Origin of the sequence: Corynebacterium uberis (genome assembly GCF_020616335.1) — a bacterium.
GTDB classification, from domain to species: Bacteria; Actinomycetota; Actinomycetes; order Mycobacteriales; family Mycobacteriaceae; genus Corynebacterium; species Corynebacterium uberis.
In genome coordinates this window covers 2465481-2488698 of record NZ_CP085051.1, presented here as the reverse complement: position 1 = coordinate 2488698, position 23218 = coordinate 2465481, and the positions used below count along the sequence as shown (strand labels likewise).

Genomic DNA, 23218 nt, shown 5'->3' with positions numbered 1-23218 from the left:
GGCAGGCCACACACCCAGGCCAGACTCCCCCTCCCGGGGCGTGGCCGCCGTATGTATGTGTCGGTGTGCCTGCCCCTGACCAGCCTGCTCAACCAACCCCACCGGCAGGTACTGGCGGGGATAGTCATGGTGGTGGGGATTTGGAATGGTCGGGACATCAGCGTACCCACCGGTGGGAAGAGCCGCAGCCGCGTGAGACGCACACTTGGGATGGGTTCGGTGAGCGGCCGAATGCCTATGGTGATGATATGAGGTTGTCGGGGGCGCGGGATAACCATCCTGGGCCTGTAGCTGGCGGGTCTGGTCAGCCTGCCGGAAAAGGTGATAGTGCTGGTATGAATCCGCGGGCGGATGTCGCTCCGGTGGATGAAACCTGGATTGTCGACCTTGATCAGCAGGCTCCTGCTCGTGGTGGTGGCCAGGAGGCTGCTGCTGTGCGGGTGGGTCGTGCCGGTGATGGTCGGGTGGTTGTTGTTGATGATGCTGGCCGGGCGACTGGGGATATCGTTACTGTGGATGATTCTGGCCATGGCCATGTGGGTGGGTTTGATCCGAGTGTGGTCGGCCGTGTGATAGCCGGCGGGAAAGAAGACGACACCGAAGGTGAGCATCAAGGCACTGCCAATGGTTCTGGGGACTCCGGGGCTGGTGGGCGTAACCCTGGTGGGTCTGGTGGGCTGGTAGGTCAAGTAAATAGGCCTGACGACAGCACTGCCGGAAGCACTGGTACTGGTGGTCCTGGTGTGGGGTTGTTGGGGGTTTTGGGCGGTGTTGCTGGTGGTGTGGGGGCTGTGGTGGCACGGCGGCGTCGCGGTGTTGCTCGTGTTGATATTCCGTGGAGTGCGACCCATGAGCAGTCGTTGGTGTTGTTGGCTGGTCCTGATTCGCCGCGGGAGCATGTTTTTGATGTGGATGTTCCTGAAGGCGGGCAGGTGGTGCAACGAGGCGATGGGGGTGTTGATGTGGTGGATGCTTCCGGGCGGGTGGTATCCCAGGTGGATGCGCCGTGGGCGTATGACGCTTTGGGTCGGCCGGTGGAAACCTATTACACGGTTGATCCTGATGGTCGGTTGGTCCAGCATGTGGATCCGGGCCATGAGACGGTGTTTCCGGTGATTGCTGATCCAGACCGAAAAGACGTCGGTGGGGATAGCAAGCCTAAGCCGCAGCCGGGTAAGCAGGACAAGCCGGCCAAGCAGGACAAACAAGACAAGCCCGCGAAGCAGGAGCCGGGTAAGCAGGACAAGCCGGCCAAGCAGGACAAACAAGACAAGCCCGCGAAGCAGGAGCCGGGTAAGCAGGACAAGCCGGCCAAGCAGGACAAACAAGACAAGCCCGCGAAGCAGGAGCCGGGTAAGCAGGATAAACCGGCCAAGCCAGCCCAAACGACTAAGCTGCAGCCGGTGAAGCAGGACAAGCCAGTTAACAAGGACAAGGCTGCCAAGCAGGAGCCGGGTAAGCAAGATAAGCCGGCGAACCGGGATAAGGCTGACAACAAGGACAAGGCAGCGAAGCAGGACAGGACCGCGAAGCAGGAGCCGGGTAAGCAAGATAAGCCGGCGAACCGGGATAAGGCTGACAACAAGGACAAGGCTGGCAAGCAAGAAAATCCGGGTAACCGGGATAAGTCTGACAACAAGGACAAGCCAGCGAAGCAGGACAGGACCGCGAAGCAGGAGCCAGGTAAGCAGGACAAGCCGAGTAATCGGGATAAGTCTGACAACAAGGACAAGGCTGGCAAGCAAGACAGGACTGATCAGCAGGATAAGTCTGGGCGGGATGATCAGGTCAAGTATCCGGGTGTGCCGTCGGATCATCCACGTGATAATCCGAATGTGGAGGTCAATCCTGTTACCGGGCAGCGCAGCTTCCCTCTACCTGATGGGAATAGTCTGACAGAGCATCCGCGTAATGATGGTTCTGGGCGTAGTGATTGGACGCAGGATTCTGCTGATAGGACGAAGTCGACTCCGGTTGCTTCCCTGCAGTGGGATAAGGATGGCAACCCGATTAACATCGATACGATTGATGAGATGGAAACGCCGTTGCCGCAGCAGGATCGCAAAGACTGGGCTAATAGGACTCCCACTGCCCAGGGCAATAATGTTGACTACCGGCCGAGGAACAGAGGTGACGGTTATTTTGAGGATCCGTCTCAGGGCACTGAGAACAAGGGCCACTATAACGAGGAGAAGGATCAGCGGTCCTTTGAGGTTGCTCCTGGGGTGCATCTGGTGGATCACCCGAATCGGGGTGAGGGGACTAGTGACTGGACGTTAGATGATGATTCGCGTGGCCAGGCTGTGGTGGGGGATGTGGGGTGGAATGAGGATGGCTCCCCGACAGGTATTGAGGTTGATGAGGACTCCTGGGTGCCTGCACCACCTAGGGGTGAAGGTGGTGTGCCGTGGGAGAATGCGACGGCTAGCCAGGACATCCATGATGGTGTGTTCACGGATGATCAGGGCCGGTGGATCAATGGGATGGCCCAGGTTGATGGGGTGGACACTCCGGTGTACAGGCTGCCTGATGGCACCAAGGTATTTGGTGTGGATGGTGATGATGGTGAGCAGCATTGGGTGCATCAGGATGGCGATCGGTTGGCTGATGTGCGTGAGTTGGGGTGGGATGAGCGGGGTTATCCTGTTATTCGTGCTGAGGATGAGTTCGTGGACGCAGACCAGTATGGACACAAGGGTGAGGTAAAGGGTCCGTCGTGGGGGAACTCTGATCTTGGACTAGGCATAGCCAGTGCGGTGGATGGTGCGGGTTGGGGTGCTGTGGGGGCGTCCGCGGATGCTGAGGCGCGTGCTGGTCGTGGTGTGTCTGAGGTGTCGAAGAGTGCTGTCAAGACAGCTAAGTGGGCTGGTAGGACGACGGGTGCTGGTGGTGCTGCGGCGGGTGCGTATCTTGATATTCAAGATGGTATGGACCCTACGGAGGCAGTGGTCACGAACACTGCGGGTGGATTAGCGGGAGCAGGAGCCGCTTCGGGGGCAGCGTTCGTACTCACCGCGATGGCAGCATCCCCAGCAGCGGTGGTTGTGGTTCCTGCGGTATTCGGCGCTGCTGTTGGTTTAGGGGTAACAAAAGTAGGTCAGCAAATATGGAATGGGCGCGCAAATGATGACTAGAAAAACCAAACTCATTGTCATGCTATCCCTCTCTGTGATCGGTACGCCAATCATTATTGTATCGGCAATTCGGCTAGCAATGTCTGGATTAAAATATGGATTGATTTACCCGTTGGGGGTTGTGTCTGCGTTCTTTCTTTTGACTGTATTTTTCTGGACTATAACGGTACCAGAAGGGGCATTTGTGTTCCTCAAAACCGAAAGGCCGAAAGATGGACACGCTCGAGCCTACAAAGGGTATATCCCCATTCTTCTTACGGCAATGATCTTCTCGGTTGGACTCATGATGATAGGATTTACTCTTGAGGCTTGGGGAGGGCAAGGTGCAAGGGTAACTCTCTATTCTGTTATTTGCTTGGGTAATATGTTTTCTGCTTTTTGGTTGGTTTGGTATTGCACGTGTAGATCAGGGTGGGCACTCCAAATGGCCTATAGCAGTGGGGGAATGTGTTGTCGTTATGGATCAGGGAATTATGAGCTAGCGGAGTTAAAATATCTCGAGGATAACAGAGATAAGTGGATCGCTGATGTCCGCGTTGGTGGACTATGGCGATCGGCCGGAGTGTCAGGTGACTTGGCGGGTTCCCTAAAAACCTTTGAGTTTCGGGTTTCAAGAACACTGTACCCCAGGATAGACTTGAACCATTTTATAGCCACCATGAAGGACCTATCTTCCCGAACAGGGAAGACCCATCAATCGGGGCAAAACTAGAATTATTCAGTTACGATACGCAATATGCAGGAAAACCTACTAAAGGGAGTTGTAAGATACCTAAAGGCTAGTCTTGTGTCGACGTTCCTCAAGAATTCCCCCGAGAGATTTTGCATTGACAACGCGACAACTGATAAGTGATCACCACGTATACTCAGGTTGGAAACATTCTATTTGTCGTTCGGTGAATAATTTCTGCTCTACATGGCAATTATCCCAGCTTGCATTGGGTGCATCAGGATGGGAATCGGTTGGCTGATGTGCGTGAGTTGGGGGGATGAGCAGGGTTATCCTGATATTCGTGTCGAGGATGAGTTCGTGGAGGTAGACCACTACGCCAAAGATGGTGAGCTTGGAGAGCAGAGTTTTGGTGGGTTGACCGCTAAGGATGTGGGGATGGCTGCTACGGATGCGGCGGCCTTAGGTAAAGCGGCTCGGGTTGGTGGGGCTGCGATTTCTGGTGCGACGGTTGCTGCTGCGGGTGCGTATCTTGAGATTCAAGATGGTATGGATCCCACAGAGGAGGTGGTCACGAACACTGCGGGTGGACACTTGTAGGAGCAGGAGGCGCAGCGGGGGCAGCGGTTGTGCTTGGCTCAGCGGCGGTTTCCGCAGCTGCGGTGGTTGTGGGCCCCGCACTACTCGGTGTTTGTGTTGGAGTAGGGGTGACAAAGCTGGGTTAACATATATGGAATGGGGTCGTGAATAATGACTAGAAAAGCGAAATAGATTATCATGCCTCACCTCTTCTTTATTGTGACGTCGTTAGTTATTACATCGTCGGTCCGGCTTGCAATCTCTGGATTAAAATGTGGTTTTATATACCTAGTGGAATTGTGTCGGATTTTCTTTCTTTGACTGCGTTTTCTGGATTATAGCGTTCCCGGAATCTGCATTTGCGTTGATTAAAAGCAAAACTCCGATAGACGGCCGCGGCCGGATTGACAAAGGGTATATCCCCGTTCTCCTTTCGGAAAGCATTTCCTGCGGCGGTTTCATGACGTTAGGATTTATTCGGGGGCCTTGGGGGCAGGCCACAAAGATTGTTTTCTATTCCGTCATCTGTTTGGGTAATCTAGTGTCGGGGCTTTGGTTAGTTTGGTATTCCTCGTGCAGGTCAGGGCGCGCATTCTAAATGACCTATAATACTGGAGGAATGAGTTGCCGTTGTGGAGCAGAGAATTATGAGTTGGTGGAATAAAATATCTCGAAGAGAAGGGAGATAGGTGGATCGCCGATGTCCGTGTTTGGGGTCGATGGCGATCGGCCGAGGGTGACTGCGACTTGGGGGGTTCCATAATAACTTGGAGTTTCGAGCTTTGAGAACACTGCACCCGAGGATAGATTTGAACAGCTTTACTGTCGCGATGAAGGATCTATCTTCTAGGGTAGAGAAGGCTGAACAACCGAGGCTAACCTAGATCTTAGAAGTCATAGATGCTTCAACTGAAGGTGTACCCATTAAAGTGACAATTGAGATGCCTATCGGCTAGTGTTGTGTCGATAGATTTCGAAAACATTCCCTGAAGATATTGATGGGTCATGGAAAAGGTTTAAGTAGTCGACAGAGAATTGCAGGTTTGGGATCTCCCTAATCCCAGGACAAGTGTCCCCGTCGTAGCGAGGTAATAGCGCTGCGTCCAGCCTCCTGTACCCTCGGTACTCCGCCTATTAATGCCACATGCCCGCTCGACCGTGGGTGGCTAGCCCTGCTACCCGTACACGATCCCTCCTATCCTCAATACATGGCCCCGATCATGACCTCTCCCCTTTCCACCGCCCTATCCCTGGGCATGCGTTCTCTGCCGGCGCTCACCAATAAGGCCACGGCAATAACCACCTTGGTATTAGTGCCGGTAGCGGAGATCGCATTCCTCGTTGCCATCGCACACACCTTGGGTCTCGGCGACGGGACTCGGGTGGCCTATGCGGGCCTTGTTGTTTCGGCCTTGATCGTCACTGTGGCTACGGCGGTAGGTGGGGCGGTGCGGGACCGCTCAAGCGGGGTTCTGGAAGAGGTCATTTCACGTCATCCCTTTTCCTGGCAGTGGTGGGTGGCTCGCACGGTGCCGGGCGTGGTCATCGCCGTGTGCACGTCAGTGCTGGGGTGCATCGGCGTGTGGGCGATTGAACCGTGGCATAGCGCGCAGCTTCTCGCGCGGGCCATCGCGGCTGTTACCACAGCAACGGCGTGTGGCGCAGGGTTCGGCGTATTGTGTTGTGCGCTGTCTATGGGTTTCTCCGAGCCCTATGCCCTTTCCAATATCCTTTCGGCGCTGCTGCCCGTCACGGCCGGAGTTGTCGCCCCCGTGTCCGCTTACCCGTCGTGGTTAGCGCCGGTGGTCTGGTGCTTACCCGGGACGCATGCGGTGGAGTTTATGCGCGGCGGCCGTGTGTGGCACCTGGGCGTCGAACTTGGCATGGGTGTAGCTGCGACGCTGGCGGGCATGCTGATGGTTTGGGTCGCGGCCCGCCGAGTCTACGCAGGTGCGGTGTCTAGGTCCGTCATCTAGCCAGCGCCACAGTCCCATGGCTTCACCGACGTCACGCCGGCAATCCTTAAGTGGCATGGTCCGGATGCGTACACTGGGGGACGTTCATAATCCTGATGCGCGAATCGCACGGTCCGGTAGGAAGTCCGGATGATGGCTCGCATGGAGGCATTCGTCGCTGTACCCGGCAGGGTGGAGAATCCGGCGTCGTCAGGTCCGCTTTGGCGTACCTGGAGACCACATGCCTGCTCAATTTACCGTGTTTTTTGATGGCCACTTTTGGTGTGGCGTCTATGAAGTTTCCGATTCCTCTGGCTTGCGCGCCAGCCGCGTGGTCTTCGGCGCCGAGCCCACGCAGCCAGAGCTTTATCAGTGGCTTCTGCGCAATGGCGCGAAGCTGGTGAAAAGAACGCGCGCCGCTGTGCCGGTTCCCGGCCAGATTGAGCCCGCCCGAAAGGGCAACCCGAAGCGGTTGCACCGTGCTCTCAATGCCCAGCGCCACAGCGCGGTGTCCGGCGCTGCCCGGCAGGCGTTGCATGCCCAGTTCGAGCTGAGCAAGGCGGGGCGCAAGAAAGAACAGGCCCGGCGTAGGCGCGAGGATCAGGAGGCTCGGTGGGCGCAGCGTTGTGAAAGGCGGCGTGCCCGGCGGCGCGGGCACTGACTGGGCAACCGCCCAATCGCCATGCCACCAATTAGGCAACCACGGACATGTGAGTGCCCAGCATCCCCCCAAGGATGAATAGCACGACCGCCAGGATAGATACCAGCACCCAGTGGCGTCGGCGCAGGTGTGGCAGGCGGGCGGGGGTGGCGTCGAAAAGCAGGGTGGGCTCGTTTTCGGCGAGCCATTGCCAGTTGCCGGTGAAGGCTTCGACGTCGCGCGCCCAGGTGGCCACGTAGCGGCTGTCGCGGACGGTGCGCCACGTCCAATAGGCGCCCGGCAGGGCGAGGGAGGTGGCGATGACGATCCCGGCGGCGAAGTTCCACCACGCGTCCGCCCCGCCGTAGGTGCTAAAACCCAGCAGTGCGGCGATGATAAAAAACAGCCCCAATGCTCCACTGATCCACGCGAGTGCGCGTTTGAGGGTGGTGGGACGGTAGGCGATGATGCGGCGCGCGGCGTGCGCGTGGGCGGCGGCCTCGCTGTCGGAGGCGGGCGGTGCCGCGGGGGTGGTCGGCTCAGCGATGATCCCCGCTAGCAGTTCGCGCAAGCCCTCTTTGGGGTCGGTGCGGGTGGGTGGCGGGCTGGGCATGCCCACCACCGTAGCGGCGTTAAGCCTATCAACCAAGGCTATCGCGGGTTTCTGGGCAGATTCGGTACTTAGGGATACACCTGCAAGGTCCAAAAGTATCCCCGTGTGGCACCTGGAGGGCAGTGCTACAGCTGTCCGGGGGCTACGGCGGCGTGCCCGGCGGCCCACGAGCCGAGGCCGGCGAGCACCACGGTGATGAGCGCGACGAGCCACCAGCGGCGGTGAGGCAGGAGCGGAAGGGTGGGGCCGGAGGCGTCGAAAAGCGCGGGCAGGTCGCGCACTAACGTTGACCATGACAGCCCAGCGGTGCGCTGTGCCCACGCCGCCACCCTGCGCCCGTCGGTGCGGGTGCGCACGAGCCAATAGGCCCCCGGCACGGCGAACGCCGCCGCGAAGCAGCCGCCGGCCACAAAGTTCCACACCGCGTCCTCGTGCTCAAAACCGCTGGCCGTGCCCGCGCACGCCATGAGCACCCCAAGGGCCACAGCCAGCCACGCCGCCGCGTACTTCCACCGGGCGGGGCGGTATCCGTAGAGCCGAGTAGCGGCGAGATCACGATCCGTCACACCGCACAAGCCTAGGCCACGGTTGCGCTACGGTGAGGGACGATGCGTTCTTCTTCTCCCTCCGCGCGCCCGACCCCGCCACGCCGCAGTGGGCCGTCTGCCCGCTGGTCCTACTGGGGGTATTGGCTCGTCGCGGCTGTGTACACGGCGGCACTGCTGGCGTTGACGCTGCTCAAGGCGCGCTTAAGTTTCGGTGCGGTGTGGACCACGGAGGCGCACCACCAGCGCAGCATTGACCTGGAACTCTTCGACGGCTTCATCGCCCCGACCGTGTGGTGGGCGCCCTGGCTGAACACGCTGGGAAACGTGGCCCTGTTTTTGCCCTTCGGGGTGCTCATCGCAGCCCGCATGCGCGCCATCACCGGCTATCGACGCCGCCCCCACTCACCGTTGGTGGGCCCCGGCGCCAGCTGGTGGATGGTGGTCCTCGCCGCAACGGCCTGCGCCGCGGTGGCATCCCTGAGCATCGAGACCATCCAGTATGTCTTCGCCATTGGATACTCGGACATCGATGACCTGGCCGGCAATACCCTCGGCGCCGCCATCGGGGCGGCGGGATACCTTGCGGTGCGCTCCAGGCGGCTGCGCGCGGCGGTCCTGCTCACCATCGGGATAGCCAGCCTTACCGCCCTCGCCGGCCTCGGCGCCTCCGCCTGGCACTAACGCCGGGAGGCTATCCGGCAAGCCGGCCGGCTAGAGCAACCGGGTGGCATAGGCCGTCGCCTGCGGAACCTTGGCGGCGATGGCGGATGCCGTGATCGGTGCCGGACCATCCGGAGTCTGCGCAGCCAGCCACGCCGCCAGAGCGTGGATTCCCACCGCGGTCAGCGCCGCGTCCCGGCCCGCGCGCATGTCCTTGCCGTCAAGGAAGTCCTTGCTTGCGGTGCTGCCCGCTGGCGGCGCGGCCGCGGCGGTGCGGGCTGCTGCGGTGCGGGCCAGCCAGGCGCCGAGCACCCCAGCGAGCACATCGCCGGACCCGGCGGTCGCGGACCACGAATGCCCGGCATCGACGCTGATGACCTCGCCGGGTCGCGTGATCAGCGTAAAGCGCCCCTTGGACACCAGCACCACGCCCAGCGCCTCGGCGATGCTGTGCACGTAGGCAAAACGGTCGCGGGAATCCAGCTCCACGCCATCCTCGGTCAGCGCGGCGGCCAGCCGCTGGAGTTCGCCTGCGTGCGGGGTGAGAACCGTCACCGCGGTGCGGGTGCGCAGCAGGTCGCGCAACTGCCTATGGGCAGCCAGCAGCGTCACGGCGTCTGCGTCGCAGACCACAGGCTCCGGGCGTTGCAGGAGCGTGGCCAACTCGGCGCGGGCGGCCTCGTCGGTGCCGCGTCCCGGCCCCACCACCCAGGCCTGCACCCGGCCCGCGTTGGCGATGTCCGGGTGGTGGACAGCCTCCGGACACAGGCTTATCGACGCCGCCGGGCTGCCGCCGATGACCCGCACGAGTGCGGGGGAGCCACGCAGCGCGCCCAGCGTGCACAGCACCTCGGCCCCGGGGTACTGCGGGCTGCCGGCCACCACGCCGACTACTCCCCCGCTGTACTTGTCATCGGTGGGTTGCGGCTCGATGGCCAGCAGGCTGCGCGGCCCGGCGGTGGGCCCGGGGCGCAGCGGCGCCGGCCACACCGGCGCATCATTATCGACGATCCGCTGTGCCCAACAATGCGGGCCGCCCTCAGCTGCATCGTTGAGGGCGTCGCCCAGCCAGGAGCCATCGACGTCGATATCGGCACGCACCACCCGGCCGCACGCGGCGGTGAGCGCGTGCGCCTGCCGCAGGCCCCCAAAAGTACACGTCACGGTTGCCTGGATGTGGGCTCCCGCGGGGGCGGCACCGGTATCCGCGTCCACCCCTGACGGCACGTCGATAGCCAGGACCGGAACCCCGGAGGTGTTGATGGCAGAAACCAGCTCAGAGTCCTCCAGGCCGCCGTGGTTGCCCAGCCCGGTGATCCCATCGATGATGAGCGTCGCCGTGGGGATGACGTCATGGATAGGCTGCTCGCTGACCTGGGCGCCCGCAGCGGTGCAGGCCTCCAGCGCGGCCTGATGTGCCGAGCCGGACACGAGGAGCACCGTGACGCGGTAGTCGGCCGCGAGCGTGGCGCCGGCGTAGAGCGCGTCTCCGCCGTTGCCGCCCCGGCCCGCCAGGATGACAACGTGTGGCTGCGGGTCAGGCTGCTGGTCGAGGATCGTGTGCGCGCATCGCGCCACGGCGGCCGCGGCGTTGCGCATGAGCTGATCCGGGAATCGTTGGCTGCGCAGCAGGCTATCCTCCGCCTGGCGCACCTGTTCTACTGTAAAAGTCTCGCTCACGGGCTTCACCCTACCTGCTGTTTAGCCATCGCAGCAGGCAATCTGGTGGCAACTTTTGCGCGCGGCCATTAGGTAAGGCTACCCCCGAGTGGGGGTGGCGGGCGGTGCCGACATAACTCTGTGACCAGCGGAAAGAAAAAAAGTTCCCCAAAAGTACGCCGGGGGGTTGATCCACCGAAAGGCGTAAGGCTAACCTGAGCTCAGATCAAAACAACGGGGACCGCCGGAGAGGTTCTCGGGACGTTGATCGAACGGGAAACCACAGTGAGTGCGTCCTTGAATGGGTCGTGCAGTGTAGAGGCTCCGGTTCATGAGGGTTGGAAACAGCCCACGTGAACCGGAGTTTTCTATTGCCCACCCTTGGCGCCACGCCTGTAGGCTAAAGCCCCGACGACACAGCAGTGCGCACCCCTTGAAAGAAGACGGAGAATCTTCGCCGTGATCAAAAGCGTGATCCAAGCGTTCCGCGCCGTACCCATGGAGGTCTGGGTCTTCCTGTCCTGCACCACCATGACCATCGTGTGGATGATCATGACAGACCCGGACTCCCTACGGGTCGACCGCATGCTGTGGACCATCGTGCTGGCGCTGAGCGTCGCGGCGATCAAGCGATTCCCGCTGAGCGGGTTCCTCACCTTTGTGGTGCTCTTTGGCTCGACCATCGTCATCGCAGAGCTATTCATGTCGCCCTTTGTCTTCTTCTGTGCCATGGCCATAGCCATGGTGGGGTACTCGGGACGCATCGCCCTGATGCTGCCTGCCGGCTTGCTGGTTACCGTGATGGGTTTGGTGGACCGGAAAAACCTCACGGTAGAAACGAGTCTTCCAGTTGTTTTCCCCTGGATGATGCTCATGATTGTCGCCGGCGCCGCAGGATGGGCCTTGGGGCGCAAGGTCCGGCAAAAAGCAGAGCTGTCCGCCCAGTGGCAGCGTGACTATCGGGAGCGCCGGGAGGAACTGGCCCGCACTCTCCACGACTCCGTGGCGGCGTCGCTGACCTCGATTGTCATGCGCTCAGAGATGCTGGCGCTGTCCCACGCCGGCGAGGGGGAGCTCGAAGAAGAGCTTTCTGGAATCGCGGAGGCCGGCCGCACCACCATGTCGCAGGTGCGCTCCCTGCTGGGACTGCTCAATGCGCCGCAGGAAAATCCCGAAGGCCCCAAGGCACCGTCCTTGCACGAGAGCCTGAACAAGGCCGCAGAGAAGCTGCGCAGCAACGGCTTTGAGGCGCTGGTCCAGGATGAGGCGGATGCGCTGACCCTGACGCACCCGGTGCTGGAAATCCTGGGCCGGGTGATCGCGGAGTGCTCCCTTAACGCCATCAAGTACGCGCAGCCGGGCTCGCAGGTGACGCTGTGGGCGGGGGGCACTGGTGGTGCGGTAACGGTGAAGATCTGCAACCAAATAGCAGACGCGGAGTACCGCACCCGCCCCACCGCCAAGGTCTTATCCTCGGGGCTGGGGATGGAGATGATGCGGAAGTCAATTTCTTCCATCGGCGGCAAGCTCAAAACAGAGACTGACGGGCGCGTTTGGACCGTCACCGCGCAGTTGGCCGAATAAATCAGCAACTATAGACTGCCCCCGCCAGGGGTGGTACCATAGTTCGAGGTCTGGTGTCTCGGACTGCCGTAGAGTGGCGGTACACCGTATAATCAGCAGATACGGCAGCGTTTCGGCCGTGACTGTGACAGTTTGTGACACCGAGACGCTCCAAGCTAGGACACTGCGTAGCAGTGATAACCACAGACAGCACTACCGAAAGATTGGTGTGAAGATGAAGCGTAACCGTCGTTTGAGCGGCATCGCTTGCAGCGTTGCCATTGCCGCCGGCCTGGTGGTCGGCGCTCCGGCGGCCCAGGCCGCGACGCCAAACGTTGCGGGCCAGGCCCTGCAGGCTATCTCCGCGCACAGCTTCAAGGAGTCCGCGGCTGGCTCCGTTTTCAGCTGCAAGAAGTACAACCACCCCTGGTGCCCCTAGCATCGTGACTCAAGCGCACGCATCCCAGCCGACGCGGATCATCATCGTCGATGATGATCCGCTGGTGCTTGCGTCCCTACGTGCCTACTTCTCCACTGCTGATGACATTGAGGTCGTGGCGGAGGCGTCCCACGGGCGCGAGGCCGTAGAGATTCTGGCAACCCAAGACGTGGACCTGGTCCTTTCCGATATTCACATGCCGGAGATGGATGGAGTCACGCTCTTAGAGCATGTGCAAAAGCTGGAACACCCACCGGTTTTCGTTGCTATGACCGGCTTTGACACTGATGAGACGATGCTCCAGACCCTCACCGGCGGAGCGGCGGGCTACATCATTAAGTCCTCAAAGCCGCAGGAGATCATCGCCTCGGTGCGCGACGCCATGAGCGGTGGCACGTCCGTGTCCCCGCAATGCCTGTCCCGCCTGGTTGATTACATTCCCAACCGGGAGGCGGCGGTGCTGCGGGCTTCGCAGAAGCAGCTGCGGCTCACGGATGCGGAAGAGCGGGTGCTTTCTTTGCTGTGCGATGGCCTGTCCAACGCAGAGATCGCAGAGAAGACCCAGTACGCGCAGTCCACCGTGAAAAAGCATGTCTCTCACCTCATTGGCTACTTCGGCGTCAACTCGCGGCTGAGCCTGGTGGTTGCGGCGATGCGTACCTATTGGAATAAGCGCCCCTTCCCCACCGACTAGGCGGGTACCGGGTGCTGCCCTCGCCCCGGCTGACCAGCCTCCCTGCACTGTGACTCTGGTGCGGGGACGGCGATCAGCCGGGGCTTTGCCGTGTGTTAGATCAGCTTGCGGGCGCGCGCCTGGGTGATCGCGGCGGTGCGGTTGTCCACCCCCAGCTTTTGGTAGATGTGGATCAGGTGCGTTTTCACGGTTGCCACGGAGATGAACAGGCGCCGGGCCAGCTGCTGGTTGGTGGCGCCGGATTCCAGCTCCCGGAGGATGTCAATCTCGCGGGCGGATAGTGCCTCATGCGGGGTGGTCAGGCGTTCGGCCAGCGCGGCGGCGACGGTCGGTGAGAGGGTGCGCTGGCCGGCGGCGGTGGCCACGACAGCGCGGTGGAGGTCGTCTTCGGGGGCATCTTTGAGCAGGTAGCCCAGGGCGCCGGCCTCGATTGCGGCGACGATGTCCGCCTGGGTGTCATAGGTGCTGAGGATGAGCACCGGGGGGCCGTCGGCCGCGCGGAGCGCACGCGTGGCCGCGATGCCGTTCATGCCGGGCATCTGGATGTCCATGACTACCACGTCGACGTCGTCGCGGGAGCAGTCCTGGGCATCGGTGCCGGAGGAGCCGACGGCGACCACGCGGACGTCGGGAAAGCTATCCAGGATGGCGCGCAGTCCGGCGCGCACCACGGGGTGGTCGTCGATAAGCATGACTCGAATCATTGCGGGGTGCCTTCTTTTAAGGGGATGCATGCGGTCAGGACGGTGGAGCCGGGGGTGGAGTCGATGGTCAGGTCGCCGCCGACCTCCGCCAGGCGGGCGCGCATGCCGGGAATGCCATAACCCGAGGTGGCGCCGGGCGGGGGCGGTGCGTCCGGCGGGAAACCGATGCCATCGTCAAAGATGTCCAGGGTCGCCTGGCCGTCCCACACCGTCAGCGTGAGGTGGGCCTGCCGGGCGTGGGCGTGGCGCACCGTGTTGGTCAGCGCCTCCTGGGCCACGCGCAGCAACGCCCGCGCGCCAGCCGGCGGGACCGTGTCCGTAGGGCCCTCGCAGTGAGCGTGCACATCCAGGCCGCTGCGTCGCGCGACGCTCGCCGCCAGGCCAGCTAGCTCCTCGGGCAGGCGGCCGGGAAGCTCCGCCGGTGCTGCCGCGGCGGGATCGTCAGGCGGCAGGGACAACTCGCGGACCAAGGTGCGCGCCTGGTTGAGGTTCTCCCCCGCCACCTCCTCGATGGTGCGCAGCTGCTCGCGCGCCGCAGATGTGGTGTCGGTTGCATGACTATCGACGCCCCGCGGGCCCGGACTCGTGCTCGGGCTCAGGCTTGTGTCCGCCCCACCGTCTCCTAGCGCATTGCCGGCGGTGCGGGCCAACAGCACAATCGAGGAAAACCCCTGCGCCAGCGTGTCATGGACCTCGCGGGCAAAGCGCTCCCGCTCCACCAACCGGCCCGCCCGATTCTCCGCAGCCAGCAACTCCTCCTGGGCGGCCAACAGCTCCTGCTGCGCGGCGCGCAACTCCTCCGCCACCCGCCAGTGGTAGCGCGCCTGCCGGTGCAAAGCGCGATAAACATAATAGGCCGCCAACGCGAACACCACCCCGATCGCCGGGCCCACAACACCGCCCACATCCCAACCGGAATGCCAGGCCGACGCGCCCACCGCACCCGCCCACGCGGCACCCGTGATGACCAGACCTAACACCGTGGGCAACACGTGAACAATGACAAACACCAGGGGAAACAGCAACCACACAAAATCAAAAGCCACCGCCATCAGCGCCAGCCACACCGCGAGGACAACGGCTAGCCAGGCCGCGGCCAATAGGGGCATGCGTCGCCCGGGATTCCACCGGGCCCGCCCGGTGACGATCCGGTTCTCCCAGGTCGTGCCGCCAAGATACCAGGCGGCGAACAGGGTGGCACCGACGATTGTGGCGCATCGATACCCACCAGCGCCCAACGCCGCCACCGCGGTCGGGTCGGCGCGCAGCAACGCCCGGATAGTGGCAAAGAGCAGCAGGAAAGCGACCATGACGTGGACGCCCACGCGCATGCTTTCCAGCACGCGGTCAAGCGGAGAGGTCCGCGGGGTGAGCACGCGCTCGGGCGCTAGCGACGGCGCCTGCGGTGGTGCCTGCGGGTGTGCTCGCGCGGATCCCTGCGAGGGCGATGGTGGTGTGGAAGCCATGGTGGCTCCTAGCCTAGGGGCGCGCGCCGGGGGTGGGCATCAACCAGGTGGTTGATCGGGATTTCGGGTTGGCGGTCGATGTCGGGGTGGGGTGTGGTCGCCCAGGATGGAAGACATCACAGGCAGTCAGCCGTTTGCCCGCGCGCTGCCGCTTCGCTGTTCCCGGAAGAAGGAGTGTCTGTTTATGTTTCTCGCCGTGCGTGATATCCGCCATGCGACGGGCCGTTTCGCCCTCATCGCGTCCGTTATTGGTCTACTGACGGTGTTGCTCGTCATGTTGACGGGTTTGACCCAGGGGTTGGGTAAGCAGAATACGTCCGCATTGGAGGCACTGGCGCCGGATGCGGTGGTGTTTTCCGGTACGGGGAAGGTGGATATGGGCGCGTCGCGTATCGATTCCCCCGTCTCCCAGCGCTGGGCTGACACCGCCGGCGTGGCGCGGGCTACCCCGGTGGGCATCGCGCAGACGCGCCTGGAGGATGCGGGCGGGGCCCACCCCGTTGCGGTCATTGGTCTACCCGCGGGGTCGATGATTCCGGGAACGACCACCCCCGTGCCCCAGTCTGGGATGGTTGCCCCTGCCGAGCTGGGCGTGGCCGCCGGGACCACGGTCGCTGCCGGCGGCGTGGATGCCCCGCTCGTGTCGGTTCATGACGGCGACGCGTTGTACTACTCCCACCTTCCGGTGGTGTGGGCGGATCTGGGCACGTGGCGCAGCGTGGCCCACGCCAGCGCGCCGACCGTCCTGGCGCTGACGGGGGATCGCGATGCCTTCTCGGAGCAGTGGAGCGCCACTGCTCAGGACACGGACACCCAGGCTGTCAGCCTGACTGCGGCGTTGTCGGGGCTGCCGGCCTACCAGTCCGAGCGCGGTTCTCTGCTGTCTATGCAGGGCCTGCTCTATGGCATCAGCGCGTTGGTGGTCATCGCCTTTTTGTCCGTGTGGACCATCCAGCGCACCCGCGACATCGCGGTGTTGCGTGCCCTGGGTGCCTCCACCGGCTATGTGCTGCGTGACGCGCTGGCCCAGGCTGCGATCGTGCTGGCCGCGGGGGCGGCAGCAGGCACGGCGATTGCGCTGGGCCTGGGGGCGCTGGCCGCCCGCGGCGTGCCTTTCGAGCAGTCGTGGATGACCACTGCGGTGCCCGCCCTGGCGGTCTTTGGCCTGGGCCTGGCGGGCGCGGTGGTGGCCGTGCGCCGCGTCAGCCGCGTTGAGCCGCAGCTGGCGCTGAGCTAGCCCGCCGCGTTCTCCTCCCCTTTCCCGCTACCTCACCACGAAGGAGCATCCCATGTCCCAGAACGTCCTGACCATTGCAAACGCCACCCTGACCTACCCTGACGGCACCCGGAGCGTCGCCGCCCTGGATCACGTGAGCCTGCAGGCGCGCGCCGGGCAGCTCACGGCGATCGTCGGCGAGTCCGGTTCCGGCAAGTCCACGGTCCTGTCCGCCGCCGCGGGGTTGGCGGTCCCGGACAGCGGTACTATCACCGTCGCCGGTCTTGTGCTTTCCGACGCCCCCGAGGCCACCCGCACCCGCATCCGCCGCGATCACATTGGCATGATCTTCCAAAGCCCTAATCTGCTGGCCTCGTTGACGGTGGCCGAGCAGCTGCTCATCACCAGTCACATTCGAGGCCAGCGCCCGGGGCGCAGGGAGCGGGAGCGTGCCGCGCAGCTGCTTGAGCTCGTGGGGTTGGCCGGCATGGGCGGGCGCCGAGTGCACCAACTTTCCGGCGGGCAGCGTCAGCGGGTGACCATCGCCCGGGCGCTCATGGGTTCCCCGGAGCTGCTGCTCGCCGACGAGCCGACCTCGGCTCTCGACGCCCGCCGCTCCCGCGAGATTGTCACCCTGCTGCGGGAGGTCACGGACTCGACGGGCGTGGCCACCGTCATGGTCACCCACGACCGCTCGCATCTGTACGTCGCCGACGCCGTAGTCACCATGTCCGACGGGTCCGCGCAGGTCAGCACCGTTGAGCGCGAGGGGGAGGTGGCGCTTGTCGGCGGACGAAGCGCATGATAAAAGACGTGCACTCCGCACATTCTTTTCGTTGTGAAGGACGGTATTTGTCATGTCCACCTTGCCCATCGACCCCATCTTCCCCGTCGGCGGCCCCAATGATGCCTACGCCGAGTACTTCACCGGGCGCAGCTTCCTAGAGATGCTCAGCACCCAGGGCGTGACAATCGGAAACGTGACCTTTGAGCCGGGGTGCCGCAACAACTGGCACATCCATCACGCGGCATCCGGCGGTGGCCAGATCCTGCTGTGTACCGCCGGCCGCGGCTGGTACCAGGCTGAGGGCGAGGACCCGGTGGCCCTTGTTCCCGGTACGGTGGTGCATATTCCGGCCGGGGTCAAGCACTGGCATGGCGCCGCGGCCACGAGCTGGATGAGCCACCTGGCCGTCGAAGTGCCCGGCGAGCAGACCTCCAACAAGTGGTTGGAACCGGTTTCTGATGCGCACTACGCGGCGCTGCCCGACGACGAAGAGGACTGACCCTCATGCTCAACCACCCACTGACGGACACCATCGAACTGGCTAACGGCGTAACCACCCCGGTGCTGGGGCTTGGCACCTGGTTCATCCCGGACGCGCAGGCCGCCGACGCGGTCAGCGCGGCGCTGAAGCTGGGCTACCGCAACGTGGATACCGCGCAGGCCTACGGCAATGAGGCCGGCGTGGGCGCCGGCGTGCGCGCCAGCGGCCTCAAGCGCGAGGAGGTCTTTGTTTCCACCAAGCTCGCTGCGGAGATCAAGGATTACGACGCCGCCGTGGCCGCCATCGAGGGCTCCCTGCGCACCCTCGACATCGGGTATATCGATCTCATGCTCATCCATGCCCCGCAGCCGTGGGAGGACTTCCGCGGCGGGGACTACGCCGCGGGCAACGCGGCCGCGTGGAAGGCGATGGAGAAGGCCTACCAGGCGGGCCACCTGCGGGCGATTGGTGTGTCCAACTTCCTGCCCGCCGACATCGATGCGCTGTGCGCGCAGGCCGAGGTTGCCCCGCAGGTCAACCAGTTCTTGGTGCACGCCGGAAACACCCCGGATGACGTCATCTCCTACTGCCACTCCCACGACATTGCGGTGCAGGCCTATTCGCCCATGGGGCACGGGGAGATCCTGGACAATGACACGCTGCGGGAGCTGGCGGCCACCTACGGGGTGAGCGTGCCGCAACTGTGCATCCGCTACGCCCTCCAGCTGGGCTGCATTGCCCTGCCCAAGTCCGCGGACCCCGACCACATGAAGGCCAACGCGCAGGTGGAATTCACCATCGCGGATGCGGACATGGACGTGCTGCGTCGCCTGGACATTCGCGATTATGGGCAGTCGGCCCGCTTCCCCGTCTACGGGGTGGGCCGCGGGCAGCGCTAGGCCTTGCGCGCGCGCCGCTCCACCCGCTTTTTCAGCCGCTGGCAGCGCGGGCACCAAAACAGATTGCGCCCCTCCATGGTCTGCTGGCGTACCGGGGTGCCGCAGATGAGGCAGGGCGCGCCGGCGCGGCGGTAGACGTAGACCTCGCCGCCGTGGTCGTCGATACGCTCTGGGCGGCCCATCGCCTCCGGGGTGTGCTCGGGGCGCACCGTGTCGATGCGCCCGCGCTCCACGCCCACGGCCATGAGATCCACCAGGTCATCCCACAGGGCGCGGGCCTCCGCGTCGGTGAGCTGATTGCCCTGCTGAAAAGGGGAGATCCCGGCGCGGAAAAGCGCCTCAGCGCGGTAAATGTTGCCCACGCCCGCGTAAAGATGCTGATCCATCAGCAGCGCTCCGATGTGCTTGCGGGAGGCGACGGTGCGGGCCAAGGTTGCGGCAGGGGCGGCGTCGGCACGCAAAGGATCAGCCCCCTGGCGCGCGATGACGCCATCCATGTCTTCCTCCGTGATCAGCCGGCACCACTGCGGCCCGTGGAGATCGGCGGCGGTAGTGCCATCGGTGATGCGCATCCGCACGGCCCCCCGCGGCGGGGCGAGGGGGTGGAGACGCAGTTTGCCGATGAGACCTAAATGGATATGAACAACGTGTTCCGGCGCCGCAGAATCGAACGTGAGGAACAGGTGTTTGCCCCACGCCTCGGCCTTTTCCAGCGTGTGATCACTCAGCGTGGCGGCCTCCGCGCTGAAGCGCCCCTGCGGGGAGGTCACGGTGACCGGATGGCCGCCAAACGTGGAGGTCAGAGCGTGGGCGAGGCGATGGATGACGTGACCTTCTGGCATGGGGAGCACTGTAGCAGCAGCGGGCCTGAGACGGCAGGCCGCGCGCGTCGGGTTGTGCTCGGGCTGATAGGCGTACCATGATGTGCGTAAAGGCCGCAAAAGTTGCCCTGACCTGCACTAGCGCAGCCTATCCTGGAATTATAAAGATAACGCTAAGAATACTGGCGGACTCATAAAAAGAAGGTATCATCGGAGCCATGAGCAACTTCACCATTCCCGGAATCAACCCCAACGACGCCAAGAAGCTGATCGACGCCCTGCAGGAGCGCCTGACCGACTACAACGACCTGCACCTGATCCTCAAGCACGCGCACTGGAACGTCGTCGGCGAAAACTTCATCGCCGTCCACGAGATGCTCGACCCCCAGGTCGAACTAGTCCGCGGTTTCGCCGACGAACTTGCCGAGCGCATCGCCGCCCTCGGTGGCGAGCCCATTGGCACCCCCGCCGGCCACGTCGAAGGCCGCACCCCCCTGGCTTACGACCTCAACCGCGGCACCACCCAGCAGCACATCGCCGCACTCAACGACGTCTACACCAAGGTCATCGAGGGCGTGCGCGACGCCCAGGCCGAGGCCGGCGAGATCGACGCCATGACCGAAGACATCTACGTGGGTCAGTCCCGCGAGCTGGAGCAGTTCCAGTGGTTCCTGCGCTCTCACCTGCAGGATGAGAACGGCAACATCTAAGACCAACGCCTGCCTGTGGCAGGACCGGGGCAGTCCGCGCTGAGGCGGGCTGCCCCTTGTTGTTGTTTGGGGGGTTGTGGCTGGGTGCTGTCGGGTGCTGCGGTGGCTGATTTTTCGAACATGTCGTAACCTGCCGCGGAAACTAAATTCTGACCTGCGGAAATGCGGCGTCGAAAAAATCGGTGAAGACATCGGACGACCTAGTGTCTGCGGCGCCGTGCGTTACGTGGCGCGCGGTGTTCCGGGGCGGCGTCGATATGCGGCACAGCCGGTGTGCGGTCGCCCGGTATTCGAACATGTCGTAACCTGCTGTGGAAAGTAAAATCTGACCTGCAGAAATGCGGCGTCGGAAAAATCCGTGAAGACATCGCCGACGGTATGTGCGGTGCGGGCGGCATGCTCGCTGGTGCTGTAGCTACGGTCGGTTGCTGGGCGTGCGGCGGGGGCGATTTATTCGAACATGTCGTAACCTGCCGCGGAAACTAAATTCTGACCTGCGGAAATGTGGCGTCGAAAAAATCGGTGAAGACATCGGACGACCTAGTGTCTGCGGCGCCGTGCGTTACGTGGCGCGCGGTGTTCCGGGGCGGCGTCGATATGCGGCACAGCCGGTGTGCGGTCGCCCGGTATTCGAACATGTCGTAACCTGCTGTGGAAAGTAAAATCTGACCTGCAGAAATGCGGCGTCGGAAAAATCGGTGAAGACATCGCCGACGGTATGTGTAGCTAAGAAAACATGCGCGCCGCAGGCAACCCGGGCCCCGCACGCGCCTACAGCAGGCCCGCCCGTCACAAACCGGCGCCGCCTATCTGTGTGATTTCTCACAGGCCGGCCCTGTGACCTGCGCGCCCGCGCGTGGCGTGGTGTCGCTCTTGACAGCCGTGCCGCCGCCCAACAAAATAGGTGCCATGTCAACAACTCTGGAGAAGCTGTCTCCCCTTGTCATTTCCCTGTACCGCATCGCCATCGGCCTGATCTTCATGCTCTACGGCACCGGCGCGCTGCTCGGCTGGCCCGCCCCGGAGCACGCCCCGGAGCTATTCGCCTGGCCGGGCTGGTGGGCCGCGGTGATTCAGCTCGTCGGCGGCGCGCTGTTGGTGCTGGGCCTGTTTACGCGGTCGGCCGCGTTTGTGTCTGCCGGTTCCATGGCGGTGGCGTATTTCTGGATGCACCAGCCAGATGGTTTGACTCCGCAGGAAAACGGCGGTGTGGCTTCGGCGTTGTTGTGCTGGGCGTTGTTCCTGTTGGTGTTCATTGGGGCGGGCACGATTTCTATTGATCGGATTCTGACGCAGAAGCATCGGGATGTGACCGTCGAGGCCTAGTGCCGCATAATTCAGTGTGGCATCGCGCCGCGGCGTGGCGCGGTGTGTGGTGGCGGGGGCCGGTGATGGGGGTGGGCACCGGTAGAATGGCGGCGTCGTGAAGCGTTCGTGGGCACGCGGGCGCTCTTAAGCTACGCATTCAGGGGAGCCGCCATGCCGCACGGATTTAATCGTGAGAAGTACATCGAGCTACAGTCGCACCATATTTCGCAACGGCGCGCGGAGCTTGATGGCAAGCTATATTTGGAAATGGGGGGAAAGCTTTTCGACGATCTCCACGCCTCCCGCGTGCTGCCCGGGTTCACCCCCGACAATAAGATTGCGATGCTAGAAAACATCGCTGACCAGGTGGAAATCCTGGTGTGCGTCAATGCGAAGGACCTCAAGCGCCAAAAGGTTCGCGCCGATTTGGGTATTCCCTATGAAGAGGACGCGCTGCGCCTGGTGGATGTTTTCCGGGAGCGCGGATTTGTGGTGAATAATGTGGTGGTCACCCAGCTTGAAGATGACAATCACCTGGCGCTCGATTTCATTGCGCGCGTGGAAAAGCTGGGGCTTACCGTGGCTCGACACCGTGTTATTCCCGGTTATCCCACCGATACCGCGCGCATTATCAGCGATGACGGTTTTGGCCGCAATGATTTCGTGCACACCACCCGTGACCTGGTGGTTGTTACCGCACCGGGGCCCGGCTCCGGCAAATTGGCCACCTGTCTGAGCCAGGTTTATCACGAATACAAGCGCGGCGGGAAAGCCGGATACGCCAAATTTGAAACCTTCCCTATTTGGAATCTGCCCCTGGAGCACCCGGTCAACCTGGCCTATGAGGCCGCGACCGCGGACCTGGAGGACATTAACGTCATCGACCCGTTCCACCTGGGGGCCTACGGGGACCGCGTGACCAGCTATAACCGCGACGTGGAGGTGTTCCCGCTGCTGCGTTCCATGCTGGAGACCATTGCCGGCGGCAGCCCCTACCAGTCCCCCACGGACATGGGGGTGAACATGGCGGGTTACTGCATCGATGATGATGAGGTGTGCCGTGAGGCGGCCCGCCAGGAGATCATCCGCCGCTATTACAAGGCGTTGGTGGATGAGCGCCGCACTGAGGCTGATCCGGTGATCTCCGGGCGCATCGCCCTGGTGATGAGTCGCGCTGGCGCCACCACGGCCGACCGGTCCGTGGTTGCTCCCGCGGTGGAGCTTGCCGCGTCTACCGGGCAGCCCGCCGCTGCCCTTGCGCTTCCCGACGGCCGCCTCATCACCGGCAAAACGACCGAACTACTCGGGTGCTGTTCGGGCATGCTGCTCAATGCGCTCAAGGCGCTGGCCGGCATTGATCGGGACGTCAAGCTGCTCTCCCCCGCCTCCATCGAGCCGATCCAGACGCTGAAAACCCAGCACCTGGGTTCCCGAAACCCGCGGCTGCATACCGATGAGGTGCTCATCGCCCTGTCCGTTTCCGCGGCGGAGTCGGAGGAAGCGCGCCGGGCGTTGGCGCAGCTGAAGAACCTTGCTGGCTGCGACTGCCACACCACCACCATCCTGGGGTCGGTGGACGAGGGCATTTTCCGCAACCTCGGCGTGTTGGTCACCAGCGAGCCGAAGTATCAACGCAAAGCGTTCTACCGTAAGCGCTAGGTGGCCGGGCGCG

At 63.1% G+C, this 23218-nt stretch carries 21 protein-coding genes; 15 read left to right on the top strand and 6 right to left on the bottom strand.

Annotated features, from left to right (window positions below):
• The first annotated feature begins 335 nt into the window (after positions 1–335).
• The 4 genes from LH390_RS11315 to LH390_RS11300 all read left to right on the top strand — a co-directional run bounded on the left by LH390_RS11315 (position 336) and on the right by LH390_RS11300 (position 6999).
• The gene (locus LH390_RS11315) at positions 336–3134 is read left to right on the top strand and encodes a cell envelope integrity TolA family protein (protein ID WP_227337374.1); all 2799 of its coding nucleotides are present in this window, start codon (positions 336–338) and stop codon (positions 3132–3134) included.
• A 952-nt stretch (positions 3135–4086) separates the two neighbouring features.
• A complete protein-coding gene (locus LH390_RS11310; RefSeq protein WP_227326826.1) occupies positions 4087–4404 on the top strand; it encodes a hypothetical protein in 318 nt (105 codons plus the stop codon).
• A 1199-nt stretch (positions 4405–5603) separates the two neighbouring features.
• Positions 5604–6359: an ABC transporter permease gene (locus tag LH390_RS11305; RefSeq protein WP_227281231.1), complete on the top strand. Its 756-nt coding sequence runs from the start codon at positions 5604–5606 to the stop codon at positions 6357–6359.
• Positions 6360–6579: 220 nt separating this feature from the next.
• Positions 6580–6999 (top strand): YjdF family protein, encoded by a 420-nt coding sequence (locus tag LH390_RS11300; RefSeq protein WP_227281232.1) that lies wholly within the window; start codon positions 6580–6582, stop codon positions 6997–6999.
• 31 nt (positions 7000–7030) lie between these two features.
• Here LH390_RS11300 and LH390_RS11295 read toward each other — a convergent pair whose 3' ends face one another.
• Complete coding sequence (locus LH390_RS11295) at positions 7031–7591, bottom strand: hypothetical protein (RefSeq protein ID WP_227281233.1); 561 nt, start codon at positions 7589–7591, stop codon at positions 7031–7033.
• Between the two features lie 125 nt (positions 7592–7716).
• Positions 7717–8157 carry a hypothetical protein gene (locus tag LH390_RS11290; RefSeq protein WP_227281234.1) on the bottom strand — a complete coding sequence of 147 codons (441 nt, stop codon included), beginning with the start codon at positions 8155–8157 and terminating at the stop codon, positions 7717–7719.
• 42 nt (positions 8158–8199) lie between these two features.
• Here LH390_RS11290 and LH390_RS11285 point away from each other — a divergent pair, with 42 nt between their 5' ends.
• Positions 8200–8820: a VanZ family protein gene (locus tag LH390_RS11285; RefSeq protein WP_227281235.1), complete on the top strand. Its 621-nt coding sequence runs from the start codon at positions 8200–8202 to the stop codon at positions 8818–8820.
• A gap of 30 nt (positions 8821–8850) precedes the next feature.
• Here the strand turns inward: LH390_RS11285 and LH390_RS11280 are convergent, their stop codons facing one another.
• Positions 8851–10479 carry a bifunctional ADP-dependent NAD(P)H-hydrate dehydratase/NAD(P)H-hydrate epimerase gene (locus tag LH390_RS11280; protein WP_227281236.1) on the bottom strand — a complete coding sequence of 543 codons (1629 nt, stop codon included), beginning with the start codon at positions 10477–10479 and terminating at the stop codon, positions 8851–8853.
• Between the two features lie 438 nt (positions 10480–10917).
• On the opposite strand from LH390_RS11280, the gene LH390_RS11275 reads away from it, so the two are divergent.
• The 3 genes from LH390_RS11275 to LH390_RS11265 all read left to right on the top strand — a co-directional run bounded on the left by LH390_RS11275 (position 10918) and on the right by LH390_RS11265 (position 13154).
• Positions 10918–12042 (top strand): sensor histidine kinase, encoded by a 1125-nt coding sequence (locus LH390_RS11275; protein ID WP_227281237.1) that lies wholly within the window; start codon positions 10918–10920, stop codon positions 12040–12042.
• 214 nt (positions 12043–12256) lie between these two features.
• Positions 12257–12460 carry a hypothetical protein gene (locus LH390_RS11270; protein ID WP_227281238.1) on the top strand — a complete coding sequence of 68 codons (204 nt, stop codon included), beginning with the start codon at positions 12257–12259 and terminating at the stop codon, positions 12458–12460.
• A 4-nt stretch (positions 12461–12464) separates the two neighbouring features.
• Complete coding sequence (locus LH390_RS11265) at positions 12465–13154, top strand: response regulator transcription factor (RefSeq protein ID WP_227281239.1); 690 nt, start codon at positions 12465–12467, stop codon at positions 13152–13154.
• 95 nt (positions 13155–13249) lie between these two features.
• Here the strand turns inward: LH390_RS11265 and LH390_RS11260 are convergent, their stop codons facing one another.
• The gene (locus tag LH390_RS11260; RefSeq protein ID WP_227281240.1) at positions 13250–13858 is read right to left on the bottom strand and encodes a response regulator; all 609 of its coding nucleotides are present in this window, start codon (positions 13856–13858) and stop codon (positions 13250–13252) included.
• Positions 13855–15324, bottom strand: coding sequence for a sensor histidine kinase (locus tag LH390_RS11255; protein ID WP_227281241.1), 1470 nt, complete (start codon positions 15322–15324; stop codon positions 13855–13857). The genes LH390_RS11260 and LH390_RS11255 overlap by 4 nt, the downstream gene beginning before the upstream one ends.
• A gap of 184 nt (positions 15325–15508) precedes the next feature.
• Here LH390_RS11255 and LH390_RS11250 point away from each other — a divergent pair, with 184 nt between their 5' ends.
• The 4 genes from LH390_RS11250 to LH390_RS11235 are packed head-to-tail and all read left to right on the top strand — an operon-like array spanning position 15509 to position 18707.
• On the top strand, positions 15509–16561 hold the full coding sequence (locus LH390_RS11250) for an FtsX-like permease family protein (RefSeq protein WP_227288231.1): 1053 nt from the start codon (positions 15509–15511) through the stop codon (positions 16559–16561).
• Between the two features lie 52 nt (positions 16562–16613).
• The gene (locus LH390_RS11245) at positions 16614–17345 is read left to right on the top strand and encodes an ABC transporter ATP-binding protein (RefSeq protein ID WP_227281243.1); all 732 of its coding nucleotides are present in this window, start codon (positions 16614–16616) and stop codon (positions 17343–17345) included.
• A gap of 52 nt (positions 17346–17397) precedes the next feature.
• Positions 17398–17826: a cupin domain-containing protein gene (locus tag LH390_RS11240; RefSeq protein ID WP_227281244.1), complete on the top strand. Its 429-nt coding sequence runs from the start codon at positions 17398–17400 to the stop codon at positions 17824–17826.
• Between the two features lie 5 nt (positions 17827–17831).
• On the top strand, positions 17832–18707 hold the full coding sequence (locus LH390_RS11235; protein WP_227281245.1) for an aldo/keto reductase: 876 nt from the start codon (positions 17832–17834) through the stop codon (positions 18705–18707).
• Here LH390_RS11235 and LH390_RS11230 read toward each other — a convergent pair.
• Positions 18704–19549, bottom strand: coding sequence for an Fpg/Nei family DNA glycosylase (locus tag LH390_RS11230; protein ID WP_227281246.1), 846 nt, complete (start codon positions 19547–19549; stop codon positions 18704–18706). The two genes, LH390_RS11235 and LH390_RS11230, sit on opposite strands and share 4 nt — an antisense overlap.
• A 197-nt stretch (positions 19550–19746) precedes the next feature.
• On the opposite strand from LH390_RS11230, the gene dps reads away from it, so the two are divergent.
• The 3 genes from dps to LH390_RS11215 all read left to right on the top strand — a co-directional run bounded on the left by dps (position 19747) and on the right by LH390_RS11215 (position 23205).
• A complete protein-coding gene (dps, locus tag LH390_RS11225; RefSeq protein ID WP_227281247.1) occupies positions 19747–20238 on the top strand; it encodes a DNA starvation/stationary phase protection protein Dps in 492 nt (163 codons plus the stop codon).
• Positions 20239–21147: 909 nt separating this feature from the next.
• On the top strand, positions 21148–21564 hold the full coding sequence (locus tag LH390_RS11220; protein WP_227281248.1) for a DoxX family protein: 417 nt from the start codon (positions 21148–21150) through the stop codon (positions 21562–21564).
• A gap of 153 nt (positions 21565–21717) precedes the next feature.
• Positions 21718–23205, top strand: coding sequence for a DUF1846 domain-containing protein (locus tag LH390_RS11215; protein WP_227281249.1), 1488 nt, complete (start codon positions 21718–21720; stop codon positions 23203–23205).
• Positions 23206–23218: the final 13 nt, after the last annotated feature.

What these genes read in the sequence shown, in the direction of transcription:
- LH390_RS11315 (WP_227337374.1), top strand. Translation starts at nt 336, where the DNA reads ATGAATCCGCGGGCGGATGTCGCTCCGGTGGATGAAACCTGGATTGTC.
- LH390_RS11310 (WP_227326826.1), top strand. Translation starts at nt 4,087, where the DNA reads ATGGGAATCGGTTGGCTGATGTGCGTGAGTTGGGGGGATGAGCAGGGT.
- LH390_RS11305 (WP_227281231.1), top strand. Translation starts at nt 5,604, where the DNA reads ATGACCTCTCCCCTTTCCACCGCCCTATCCCTGGGCATGCGTTCTCTG.
- LH390_RS11300 (WP_227281232.1), top strand. Translation starts at nt 6,580, where the DNA reads ATGCCTGCTCAATTTACCGTGTTTTTTGATGGCCACTTTTGGTGTGGC.
- LH390_RS11295 (WP_227281233.1), bottom strand. Translation starts at nt 7,591, where the DNA reads ATGCCCAGCCCGCCACCCACCCGCACCGACCCCAAAGAGGGCTTGCGC.
- LH390_RS11285 (WP_227281235.1), top strand. Translation starts at nt 8,200, where the DNA reads ATGCGTTCTTCTTCTCCCTCCGCGCGCCCGACCCCGCCACGCCGCAGT.
- LH390_RS11270 (WP_227281238.1), top strand. Translation starts at nt 12,257, where the DNA reads ATGAAGCGTAACCGTCGTTTGAGCGGCATCGCTTGCAGCGTTGCCATT.
- LH390_RS11260 (WP_227281240.1), bottom strand. Translation starts at nt 13,858, where the DNA reads ATGATTCGAGTCATGCTTATCGACGACCACCCCGTGGTGCGCGCCGGA.
- LH390_RS11255 (WP_227281241.1), bottom strand. Translation starts at nt 15,324, where the DNA reads ATGGCTTCCACACCACCATCGCCCTCGCAGGGATCCGCGCGAGCACAC.
- LH390_RS11250 (WP_227288231.1), top strand. Translation starts at nt 15,509, where the DNA reads ATGTTTCTCGCCGTGCGTGATATCCGCCATGCGACGGGCCGTTTCGCC.
- LH390_RS11245 (WP_227281243.1), top strand. Translation starts at nt 16,614, where the DNA reads ATGTCCCAGAACGTCCTGACCATTGCAAACGCCACCCTGACCTACCCT.
- LH390_RS11240 (WP_227281244.1), top strand. Translation starts at nt 17,398, where the DNA reads ATGTCCACCTTGCCCATCGACCCCATCTTCCCCGTCGGCGGCCCCAAT.
- LH390_RS11235 (WP_227281245.1), top strand. Translation starts at nt 17,832, where the DNA reads ATGCTCAACCACCCACTGACGGACACCATCGAACTGGCTAACGGCGTA.
- LH390_RS11230 (WP_227281246.1), bottom strand. Translation starts at nt 19,549, where the DNA reads ATGCCAGAAGGTCACGTCATCCATCGCCTCGCCCACGCTCTGACCTCC.
- dps (WP_227281247.1), top strand. Translation starts at nt 19,747, where the DNA reads ATGAGCAACTTCACCATTCCCGGAATCAACCCCAACGACGCCAAGAAG.
- LH390_RS11220 (WP_227281248.1), top strand. Translation starts at nt 21,148, where the DNA reads ATGTCAACAACTCTGGAGAAGCTGTCTCCCCTTGTCATTTCCCTGTAC.
- LH390_RS11215 (WP_227281249.1), top strand. Translation starts at nt 21,718, where the DNA reads ATGCCGCACGGATTTAATCGTGAGAAGTACATCGAGCTACAGTCGCAC.